Source organism: Shigella sp. FC1967, assembly GCF_001743005.1.
Classification (GTDB): Bacteria; Pseudomonadota; Gammaproteobacteria; order Enterobacterales; family Enterobacteriaceae; genus Proteus.
Genome location: NZ_MIIZ01001404.1, coordinates 1 through 358, shown reverse-complemented (window position 1 = coordinate 358; position 358 = coordinate 1). Strand labels below are relative to the sequence as shown.

Here is a 358-nt window from a genome sequence, read left to right as displayed (position 1 = left end):
TTTTTTGTGTCCGGATAGGGTTTAAAGCAATGAGCCGTGGCTCTCCCCAGGGAAAGCACTGTAGCCTCAGCTTCCGGCGCTTCCTCAGTGTCTTCACGAAATTCCCCGCCAAGTTGCTTCACCCATTCGGCAGCGAGCTGCACACCTTCATCAAAGGGAACTTTGTTCTTTTGAAGCACATCCAGATAGGAAAGCAGCAAGCAGTGAGGCGTAATGACGGCGGTGTTCCAATCGGTTGCGAGCCGTGTTTCGTCCATATCTGCATACCAGGCATCAACCTGATGTTTCAATCCGATCTCGGCCATCATGCCGTGCTTACCGGCGACCTTTCTGCCTTCCTCTACCACATCAACCGGGG

At 53.1% G+C, this 358-nt stretch carries 1 protein-coding gene; it reads right to left on the bottom strand.

Annotated elements, in window-relative coordinates; translation table 11 throughout:
• Positions 1-358 (bottom strand): hypothetical protein (locus tag BHE89_RS22460; RefSeq protein WP_216081041.1); only part of this gene is annotated, 358 nt, incomplete at both ends.